The 9,810-nt window shown below is 67.0% G+C and carries 9 protein-coding genes; 5 read left to right on the plus strand and 4 right to left on the minus strand.

The window, feature by feature from the left end:
• The first annotated feature begins 4 nt into the window (after positions 1-4).
• Complete coding sequence (locus ACFU4Z_RS34040; protein WP_379071770.1) at positions 5-1,624, plus strand: acyl-CoA dehydrogenase family protein; 1,620 nt, start codon at positions 5-7, stop codon at positions 1,622-1,624.
• 105 nt (positions 1,625-1,729) lie between these two features.
• On the opposite strand, the gene ACFU4Z_RS34045 is transcribed toward ACFU4Z_RS34040, so the two are convergent.
• The 3 genes from ACFU4Z_RS34045 to ACFU4Z_RS34055 form a co-directional block, all read right to left on the minus strand.
• Entirely contained in the window at positions 1,730-2,734 is a 1,005-nt protein-coding gene (locus ACFU4Z_RS34045; protein ID WP_379071773.1) for a hypothetical protein, read from the minus strand.
• 119 nt (positions 2,735-2,853) lie between these two features.
• Positions 2,854-3,606, minus strand: a complete 753-nt coding sequence (locus ACFU4Z_RS34050; RefSeq protein ID WP_379071776.1) for a hypothetical protein — start codon at positions 3,604-3,606, stop codon at positions 2,854-2,856.
• A 174-nt stretch (positions 3,607-3,780) separates the two neighbouring features.
• Positions 3,781-4,203, minus strand: coding sequence for a nuclear transport factor 2 family protein (locus ACFU4Z_RS34055; RefSeq protein ID WP_379071779.1), 423 nt, complete (start codon positions 4,201-4,203; stop codon positions 3,781-3,783).
• 71 nt (positions 4,204-4,274) lie between these two features.
• On the opposite strand from ACFU4Z_RS34055, the gene ACFU4Z_RS34060 reads away from it, so the two are divergent.
• The 3 genes from ACFU4Z_RS34060 to ACFU4Z_RS34070 all read left to right on the plus strand — a co-directional run bounded on the left by ACFU4Z_RS34060 (position 4,275) and on the right by ACFU4Z_RS34070 (position 6,573).
• A complete protein-coding gene (locus ACFU4Z_RS34060) occupies positions 4,275-5,186 on the plus strand; it encodes a LysR family transcriptional regulator (protein WP_379071782.1) in 912 nt (303 codons plus the stop codon).
• 65 nt (positions 5,187-5,251) lie between these two features.
• Entirely contained in the window at positions 5,252-5,941 is a 690-nt protein-coding gene (locus tag ACFU4Z_RS34065; protein WP_379071784.1) for a nucleoside/nucleotide kinase family protein, read from the plus strand.
• Between the two features lie 86 nt (positions 5,942-6,027).
• Positions 6,028-6,573 (plus strand): potassium channel family protein, encoded by a 546-nt coding sequence (locus ACFU4Z_RS34070; RefSeq protein WP_379071786.1) that lies wholly within the window; start codon positions 6,028-6,030, stop codon positions 6,571-6,573.
• A gap of 32 nt (positions 6,574-6,605) precedes the next feature.
• Here the strand turns inward: ACFU4Z_RS34070 and pgi are convergent, their stop codons facing one another.
• Entirely contained in the window at positions 6,606-8,243 is a 1,638-nt protein-coding gene (pgi, locus tag ACFU4Z_RS34075; RefSeq protein WP_379071789.1) for a glucose-6-phosphate isomerase, read from the minus strand.
• Positions 8,244-8,400: 157 nt separating this feature from the next.
• Between pgi and ACFU4Z_RS34080 the strand changes: the two genes are divergently transcribed.
• On the plus strand, positions 8,401-9,783 hold the full coding sequence (locus ACFU4Z_RS34080) for an NAD-dependent succinate-semialdehyde dehydrogenase (RefSeq protein ID WP_379071791.1): 1,383 nt from the start codon (positions 8,401-8,403) through the stop codon (positions 9,781-9,783).
• Positions 9,784-9,810: the final 27 nt, after the last annotated feature.

Genomic DNA, 9,810 nt, shown 5'->3' on the forward strand with positions numbered 1-9,810 from the left:
TCCGATGCCGACGCATGAAGTCTTCAACCAGGTTCCGAACATCGTGCCTTTCGACGTCTCGCAGAACCCGGCGCTGCTGGAGGGCCTGCACCGTGAGGGCGCGGGCTGGGCCGAGCAAGAGGTCCGTGAACTCGGCAGGCTCGCGGGCGGTTTCGCGGCGCAGGAGTGGGGCAGGCTGGCCAACGAGTATCCGCCGGTGCTGCACACCCACGACCGCTACGGCAATCGCATCGACGAGGTCGAATTCCACCCGCACTGGCACGACCTGATGAATGTCGCTGTCTCGCATGGACTGCACGGCTCGCCCTGGCTCGACGACCGGCCCGGCGCTCATACCGCCCGTGCGGCCAAGTTCTACACCTGGGGCGTCGCCGACGCGGGCCATATGTGCCCGATCTCGATGACCTACGCGGTGGTGCCCGCGCTGCGCCACAACGCGGAACTCGCGGCGAAATACGAACCGCTGCTCGGTTCCAGGACCTACGACTTCGGCCTTCGTGAGCCGTCGACCAAGGCCGGGCTCATCGCGGGCATGTCGATGACCGAAAAGCAGGGCGGCTCCGACGTTCGCGCCAACACCACCACCGCGACTCCGCAGCCCGACGGCAGCTACCGGATCGTCGGACACAAATGGTTCACCTCCGCGCCCATGTCGGACATGTTCCTCACGCTGGCGCAGGCGCCCGGCGGCCTGTCCTGCTTCCTGCTGCCGAGGGTGCTGCCCGATGACACCCGCAATCCGATTCGGATCCAACGACTCAAGGACAAGCTCGGCAACAAGTCCAACGCCTCCTCGGAGATCGAATACGAGAACGCCACCGGCTGGCTGGTCGGCGCGGAGGGGGCCGGGGTCAAGACCATCATCGAAATGGTCAATATGACCCGCCTCGACTGCGTGATCGGCTCGTCGACCGGTATGCGCGTCGGTGCGGTGTACGCGGTGCACCACGCACGGCACCGGGATGCCTTCGGCAAGAAACTGATCGATCAGCCCGCGATGCGCAATGTGCTCGCCGACCTGGTGATCGAATCCGACGCCGCGACCACCGTCATGATGCGTCTCGCGGGCGCCACCGACCGGGCAGGCCAGGATCCGGCCGAGGCGGCGCTGCGCCGAATCGCCTTGGCGATCACCAAGTACTGGGTGTGCAAGCGCGCGCCTTCGCACGCGGCCGAGGCACTGGAATGCTTCGGTGGCAATGGCTATGCCGAAGAATCCGGGATGCCGCGCCTCTACCGCGAAGCTCCGCTGATGTCGATCTGGGAGGGCTCCGGCAATGTCGCGGCCCTGGACGCGTTGCGCGCCATGGGTCGTCAGCCCGAGACCGTCGAGGCGTACTTCAACGAGGTCTCGCTGGCCCGCGGTGCGAACCCCCGTCTCGACGACGCCATCACCCGGGTCGGCAAGGAACTCTCCGACCTCAGCGACATCGAATACCGCGCACGCCGCGTTATCGAACTCATGGCCCTCGTCCTGCAGGGCGCGCAACTGGTCCGCCACGGCCACCCCGCCGTCGCGGACGCCTTCTGCGCCACCCGATTGGGCGAGGACTGGGGCATCGCCTTCGGCACCCTGCCGACGGGTGTCGACACCGGCGCAATCATCGAACGCGCCTTCGTCTGACCGGACGCCGCGCTGGTCGAGTATCCGCTCGACCAGCGTCTGTGATCGCTTCGTTCGCTCGGGTGAACAGGAGCGTCCCCGGGCGTCGTCGAAATCCCGGCTGGATCAGTTGGTTTGATCGGGGTCGGGAGATGGCCGTTTGGTGGCCGGGTCGGGGGGCGTCTGCTGGGCGGCGGCCTCCGGTGCCTGCTGGGCGGCGACTTCGGGAGATGCCTGCTGAGGAGCCGGTGCTGGTTGCTGGGGCTCGGGAGCAGGCTGCGGGGAAGCCGACGGTTGTTGCGGCGCAGGAGCCGGCTGTGCGGGGGCGGGGCCGGACGATGGCCGCGTAATGACGATGGGCATGCGCAGCGGTATCTGGATGGGTCCGGCCGGGCGATTGCGTACCCACTGGGCGATCGCGGCCACTGCCGAAATCACCGCCATCGCACCGGCGAACCATGCCCAAGAGGTGAGACCGGCGGTGGTCCAGGTATACCGGCGGACACCGGGCAGCGCGTAACCGCTGTTGCCGGAGGCCCAGCGCACTATCATGCCGACCTGGCTGCCCAGATCCCGTGTGGGGCCGTTTCCGACCATGTTTCGCACGTCGGGCGCTTTGCCGTTCATGTGGACCAAGGCGAAGACGACGAAAAGGGACAGGGCTATCGAGGAACCCATCACCAAAGTCGAAAGCGCCCGAGTGTGCGCCCGCAGATTGACTACTGCGGCGACGACGATGACGGCGATGGCGATGCACGCGAGCACAGCCCAGGTGCCGTTGATCTTCGCGGCAGGCGGTGGCGATCCCGACCACAGGGCCACGAGCGAGCTGGATATCTCGAATTTTCCGAACGGGGTGGCTTTGATCTTGCCATCGGTCGAGGAGGCGTTGACCCACGGCTGGAACAGCGCGTACAGCGTGATGACGCCGCCGAGCGCTGCGCCGAGATAACCCCAATTGCCTTGGAACAAGACAAGATGCGGTCGGAGCCTGGCATGGAGCAGTCGCAGCGAGGTAAGGGTGCTCGCGACGTCGACCTGTCGTCGTGGCGCGCCCCGAGCCGCTCGACTGGGCGAAACAGCCTGCGCCTGTGGAGTTTTGCCCGCTTGCCAGGGCGTCGGCTGCACCATTGGCCAAGTTTAGAAGTCATCCCACGTTGTGGTTCGATCCGAGCTCACCGCCGGTGGGAAGCTCGCCTCGGTCGGCGCATGCATCCGGCGGGGTCGCCGTGCGCTCGAGACTTTCCGCGTCACTCGGGCGGGTCCGGTGCGGGCGCTGGAGTGGGGTCGGGTGTGGGTGCAGAGTCGGGAGCAGGAGCAGGGGCAGAAGATGGCCGCGTAATGACGATCGGCATGCGCAGCGGTATCTGCAGCGGTATCTGGATAGGTCCGGCCGGGCGATTGCGGACCCACTGGGCGATGGCCGCGACGGCCGAAACCACTGCGGTCGCGGCGGCGAACCATGCCCACGCGGTGAGGCTGGCGGTGGTTATCGAAACTTGGCGGATACCTGGCATCGGGTATTTGCCGTTGCCGGAGGCCCAGCGCATCAATAGGCCGATTTGGCCGCCCAGATCCGTCGTTCGTCCGTATCCGAGCATGGACCGCAATTCGGGTGCCTTGCCGTTCATATGGACAAGGGCGAAGACAATGAATAGTGCCATGGCCACCGAAGAGCACGCGGCCAAATGCGACAGTGTCGTGGTGCGCGCCCGAAGATTGACAACCACGGCGAACAAGGTGACGGCGATGGCGACGCAGGCCAGAACGGCCCATGTGCCGTTGACTTTCGCCTGCGGCGGTGGTGCTCCCGACCACAGGGCCACGAGGGAGCTGGATATTTCGAATTTCCCGAAGGGGGTGGCTTTGATTCTGCCGTCGAGCGTGGCAGCGTTTACCCACGGTTGGAACAGTGTGCAGAAAGTGACCACGCTTCCGGCTGCGGCGACCACGTAGCCCCAATTTCCTTGGAGCGGGGCCAGGTACGGCCGGAGTGTGGTCATCGCGTTCTGGAGTTCGACCCGACGTTGGGGCGCGCCGCGAGCGGTTGGGTTGGGCGGGTCGCCTTGCCCGGGTGGATTTTTGCCCGTTTGCCAGGGAGTTGGCTGTGCCATCCACCCGAGTTTAGGAAAAGTGATCGATCCGCGCGGGGGCCGGTCTTACCGCCTATGGGAAGCTCACGCTTGTTGACGACGGCCGCGTGCGGGGCGTTCGAGTACGCGTTCGACCAGTGCGGTGTCGCAGTGCTCGATCAGCTCGGTGAGCCGACCGTCCGCGAGTCGGAAAATCATGCAATAGGTCTGTTCGTACGGCTCGCCGCCAATTGTGATCGCGTGACCGCGGACCTGTGCCACGACGCGGTCGTCTTCGGCGATGAGGAAATCGGCGCTGCTCCGATATTCGGTGAACTGTGCCATCAGCGGGCGCAGAAGTTCCTTCAGCACAATGGTTTTCGATTCCCAGCTGCCGGACCATGACCAGTTCCCTGGGAAAGTCCAGCGGAAGTCGTCGGCCATTGCGTCACTCATCGCCCGCGTATTGCCCTGTGTCATCTGATCGAACATGCGCTCGATCAGTTTCTTGTTTTCGGCTGCACTCATGGATTCGACGGTATGCAGTGTTGACGCATGCGACAAGCGAGAGTCTCGCATATTTGGTATGAGTAGATCGCATGGGTGAGTTCACGATTATCGGCTTGCGCGTGGTTCGTGAGGCGGGCCGATGCGGATCGTTCTCGACCGCCGCCGAGAACCTCGGCTACACGCAGTCGGCCGTGTCCAGGCAGATCGCCCTGATGGAGCAGGCGGCGGGCAAGACGTTGTTCGAACGACACGCGCGCGGGGTTCGGCCGACGGATGCGGGGCGGATCGTCCTTCGGCACGCGGAAACGGTGCTCGCCGGGATCGGCGCGGCCCGGCACGACCTCGACGAGCTCGTCGCGCGTCCGCCGGCGCTGCTTCGTGTCGGCGCGTTCTCGACCGCGATGGCGGCGCTGGTGCCAAGGGCCATTGCCGCCACGTCCGCACGGCTGGCCCGGGTGCCGCTGCGCGAGGGGACCAGCCCGCGACTGCTCGTGGCCGTCGCCAGGGGCCGGCTGGATCTGGCCGTGGTGACCGCGACACCGAACGTGCCCGGCGACCTCGCGGTCGAATCGCTGCTCGACGATCCGCTGCTTGTCGCGGTCGGGCCGGGCCACGCTCTCGCGGACCGGGTCAGCGTCACGCCGGCGGAGTTGCGCCGTGAGCGCTGGATCGCGGGCAGCGCCGAGCCGAACAGCACCCTGCTCGGTGCGTTCGGCGACGCCACCTGGGAGCCCGACATCGCCTTCGTCGCACGCGACTGGTTTGCCAAGCTCGGTCTGGTCGCGGCGGGTATGGGCATCACCGTGGTGCCCGGCATCGCGGTGCCGGTGCTTCCGCCGACGATCGGACTCGTCCGCATCGACCATCCCGCGGCGGTGCGCGGCACGGTCGTCGTCTATCGATCCGAGGCCGGGGACGCCGAGCCGCGGCGCATGTTCACCGAGGCGCTACGCGATGGCGCGGCCGAGCTGTCCGCCGAGGTACGGCATCGACTTCGATAGCCGACTTCACCGGCCACGGGGGCAAATTCGGGGCAGCGGTGCGCAGTCTGAGTACTGTGGCTCCGATGACGCGGACTACCGTCGAAATGCCTGTGCGCTCGCTCGTCGAGCACCTGCGGATACGGGCGGCGGCGTGTGCCCGTCGGTATGTGCTCGGCATCGCGGGGCCACCGGGGGCGGGCAAGTCCACGCTGTCCAAGTCCATCCGGGATGAGCTGAACACCCGAGCGGGCGCGCTGATCGCCGAGATCGCGCCGATGGACGGCTTCCATTTGCCGAACGCGGTGCTGCGCGCGACGGGCGATGCCGAGCGCAAGGGCGAACCGCATACCTTCGACGTCGACGGCTACCTCGACACGCTGCGCCGCCTGCGCGATACCCCGATCGGCGAGCCGGTGCCATGGCCGACCTTCGACCGCGCCATCGAGGAACCGACGCAGGCGGGCGTCGTCTTCGCCGGGCACGAGATCGCGATCACCGAGGGCAACTATCTGCTCCTGGACGATCGCGAATCCAGCTCGTGGTGCCGGGTGCGTCCGCTGCTCGATGAAGTCTGGTACTTGGACGTCCATCGGGACGTGATCGAACAGCGCCTGATACGCCGCCATATCCGCGGTGGCCGCAGCGCCGACGCCGCTCGAATCAAGGTGCGCGACAGCGATCTGCCGAATGCCGACCTGATCGCGGGCACGAGGCAGCGCGCTGATCTGGTGCTCCGTCAGCGTGAGGGCCGCTACTACACCGCGGACGCCTGAGGTCTCGATACCCGGACAATCGGCCGCGTCGAAACGGCTCGGCGAGTGCTGCGGCTCGACGGCACATGGGGGCCGATCATGGACCGATGAAGCAGTCACGGCGAATCTCGCGGCGCGCGCACGCGGCGCGCAACGCGGCGACAATGGTGTGTGTACTGCTCTTCTACTACTGCGTACCGCTCGGATTCGAGCTGAGCGACAACTGGCCCGCCAAGGTCATCGGGTTGTTCGCCTTCATGGCAGGGGTCGTCGGGTTGGTCTGGCTGAGCTGGCAGCGGGTCAGTCGCTATATCGCGGATCCGGACGCAACGAGTGGACGGGTCGACGGCGTGCTGTTCGCGCTGTGTTCGGCGGTGATGTTCTTCGCGCTGTTCTACTACATTCTCGAATTGCGTAACCCCGGCCAGTTCGAGGGGCTCAGCACCCGCACCGACGCGCTGTACTACACGATCGTCACCCTCGGCACGGTCGGTTTCGGCGACGTGCGCGCCGTCGGCCAGGCTGCCCGGGTGGCGACGATGGTGCAGGTGGCCTTCGATATCGTCGTGATCGGCATACTTGTCGCGGTCGTCAACGCCGGCATTATCCGCCGATTGGAGGCCGCGGGCGTGCGAAACACCCCGCATGACTGACGTTTCCGAGACGGCACGCTGAGCGATCTCCGTCAGCGGTTGGCGCGATACCAGCGGATCAGCGCGTCGGTGGAGGAATCCCCTTGGGGCTCGGGCTCTTCCGGAGAGGTGAGCAGCGGCGCCACCGCGAGGGCTTGCTGTTTGCCCAATTCGACGCCCCACTGGTCGAAGCTGTCGATGCCCCAGATGGTGCCCTCGACGAAGACCTGGTGTTCGTACAGGGCGATCAGCTGGCCGACCACCGACGGAGTCAGTTGCGGGGCGAGGATGCTGGTGCTCGGCCGGTTGCCCGGCATCACCTTGTGCGGCACCACCTTCGGGTCGGTGCCTTCGGCGGCGATCTCCTCGGCGGTCTTGCCGAAGGCGAGCACCTTGGTCTGGGCGAACAGGTTGCTCATCAGGATGTCGTGCATGCTGCCGGTGCCGTCGCGAGTGGGCAGATCATCGGTGGGACGGGCGAATCCGATGAAGTCCGCGGGGATCAGGCGGGTGCCCTGGTGCAGCAGCTGGTAGAAGGCATGCTGGCCGTTGGTGCCCGGTTCGCCCCAGAAGATTTCCCCGGTCGAGGTGGTCACGGGCGTGCCGTCGGCGCGCACCGACTTGCCGTTGGACTCCATGGTCAGCTGCTGCAAGTAGGCGGGAAAGCGCGCGAGGTCGTTCGAATAGGGCAGCACCGCACGGGATTCCGCGCCGAAGAAGTTCGAGTACCAGACGCCGAGCAGGCCGAGCAGCACCGGACCGTTCGCCGTGAGCGGGGCGGTCGCGAAATGCTGGTCGACGGCGTGCATGCCGGCGAGGAACTCGCCGAAGCGTTCCTTGCCGATCGTCGCCATCACCGAAAGGCCGATGGCGGAATCCACCGAGTAGCGTCCGCCGACCCAATCCCAGAACCCGAACATATTCGCGGTATCGATGCCGAACTCGGCGACCCGCGTGGCATTCGTCGACACCGCGACGAAGTGCTTGGCGACGGCGTCCTCGCCGAGCGCCGCCACCAGCCAGCGCCGCGCGGCGGTGGCATTGGTCAAGGTCTCCAGTGTCGAGAACGTCTTGGACGCAACGATGAACAGCGTGGTCGCCGGATCGAGGCCGTCGAGTTTCGCGACAGAGTCCGCGGGGTCGACATTCGACACGAAGCGCGCGCTGATCCCGGCGTCGGCGTAGTGGCGTAGCGCGCGATGGACCATCTCGGGTCCCAGATCCGACCCGCCGATCCCGATATTGACCACCGTGGTGATCCGTGCGCCGGTCGCGCCGCGCCATGCGCCCGAGCGCAGTGAGTCGGTGAATTCGCCCATCCGCCGCAGCACCTCGTGCACCTCGGCGACCGCGTCGGCGCCGTCCACGATCAGTGATTCACCGGCGGGCAGGCGCAGCGCGATGTGCTCGACCGCCCGGTTCTCCGAAGTGTTGATGTGCGCGCCGCGGAACATCGCGTCCCGGCGCTCGACGACGCCCGCCTCGCGGGCCAATTCGACCAGCAGGTCAAGGGTTTCCCGCGTGACGCGGTGCTTGCTGTAGTCGATATGCAGGTCTGCCACCTGGACGGTCAGCTCACGGCCACGGGCCGGATCCTCGGCGAAGAACTCACGCAGGTGTCGCTCGGCGACCGCGCCGTGGTGATCGTGCAGTTTCCCCCATGCCGCCGATGCGGTGATGTCGCTGCTCACGTTCGCCGAGGGTACAAGCCCTCGATCCGCCGCGCAGGGAAGGTACGGAAACTTGGGCGGGTGTTGGGCGCTTGGCCACCGGAGCCGGGCGCGGCAGCCGCTCGATCGAGGGAGATTTCTGCGGTGATCGGTCGATCGGTCGGCATAGGCTGGCGACATGGTGTCCGAACGCGAACTTCTTCAGTCAGTACCGACGCAGTTGTGGATCGGCGGGCCGGTCGATGCCACCGGGGGCGGCACTTTCGAGGTGCACGATCCGGCCACCGGTGAGGTGTTGACGCGCGTCGCGGACGCGACGCCGGCGGACGCGGTGCGCGCGCTCGACGCGGCCGACGCGGCACAGGCGGATTGGGCCGCCACCTCGGCGCGGGAGCGCGGTGAGATCCTGCGCGCGGTGTTCGAGGCGATCACCGCACGCGCCGAGGAATTCGCGCTGCTGATGACCTTGGAAATGGGCAAGGCGCTGCCGGAGAGCCGCAACGAGGTGCGCTATGGCGCCGAGTTCTTCCGCTGGTTCAGCGAAGAGGCCGTGCGCGTGCACGGGCGCTATCTGCACGCGCCGTCCGGCACCGGCCGGATCATGGTGCACAAGCAGCCGGTCGGACCGTGCCTGGCGATTACGCCGTGGAATTTCCCGCTGGCCATGGGGACTCGCAAGATCGGTCCCGCGCTCGCCGCGGGTTGCACGATGATCGTCAAGCCCGCTTCCGCGACCCCGCTGACCATGCTGCTGCTCGCGAAGCTGTGCAGCGAGGCCGGTTTGCCGCACGGTGTGCTCTCGGTGATCACCTCCAGCCGTTCCGGCGCGGTGACGCAGCCGCTGCTCGATGATCCGCGCTTGCGCAAGCTCACCTTCACCGGATCGACCGAGGTCGGTAAGACGCTCATCGAGAAGTCGGCCCACGGACTGTTGCGCACCTCGATGGAACTCGGCGGCAACGCGCCGTTCGTGGTGTTCGACGATGCCGATGTCGATGCGGCCGTGCAGGGCGCGATGCTCGCGAAGCTGCGCAACGGCGGCGAGGCATGCACCGCGGCCAACCGTTTCCATGTGCAGAGCGGCGTGCTCGAGGAGTTCACCACCAAGTTCGTCGAGACCATGTCGAGCACCGTCACGCTCGGTCCCGGCACCGATCCAGGCACCACCCTCGGCCCGCTGATCAGCGAGGACCAGCTGAACATCGTGAGCGAACTCGTCGAGGACGCGGTGTCGGCGGGCGCGCAGGTGCGTCTGGGCGGCAAGGCGCCGGGCGGCCCCGGCTGGTTCTACCCCGCGACCATCCTGACCGAGGTGCCGCCGCACGCCAGGATCCTGCGTGAGGAGGTGTTCGGGCCGGTCGCCCCGATCGTCGGTTTCGAGACCGAGGCCGAGGGGCTCGCCGCCGCCAACGACACCGAATTCGGTTTGGTCAGCTACGTCTACACCCGCGACCTCGATCGCGCGCTGCGCGTCGCCGAGGGCCTGGACAGCGGCATGGTGGGGGTCAATCGCGGGGGGTTGTACCGGCACCCCGCGCCCCTCGGGGGGGGGGTTTGCTGATGGGTTGGGCCGGGGGGGGGGAACGCG

The sequence above is a fragment of the Nocardia sp. NPDC057440 genome (assembly GCF_042802915.1).
Taxonomy (GTDB): Bacteria; Actinomycetota; Actinomycetes; order Mycobacteriales; family Mycobacteriaceae; genus Nocardia.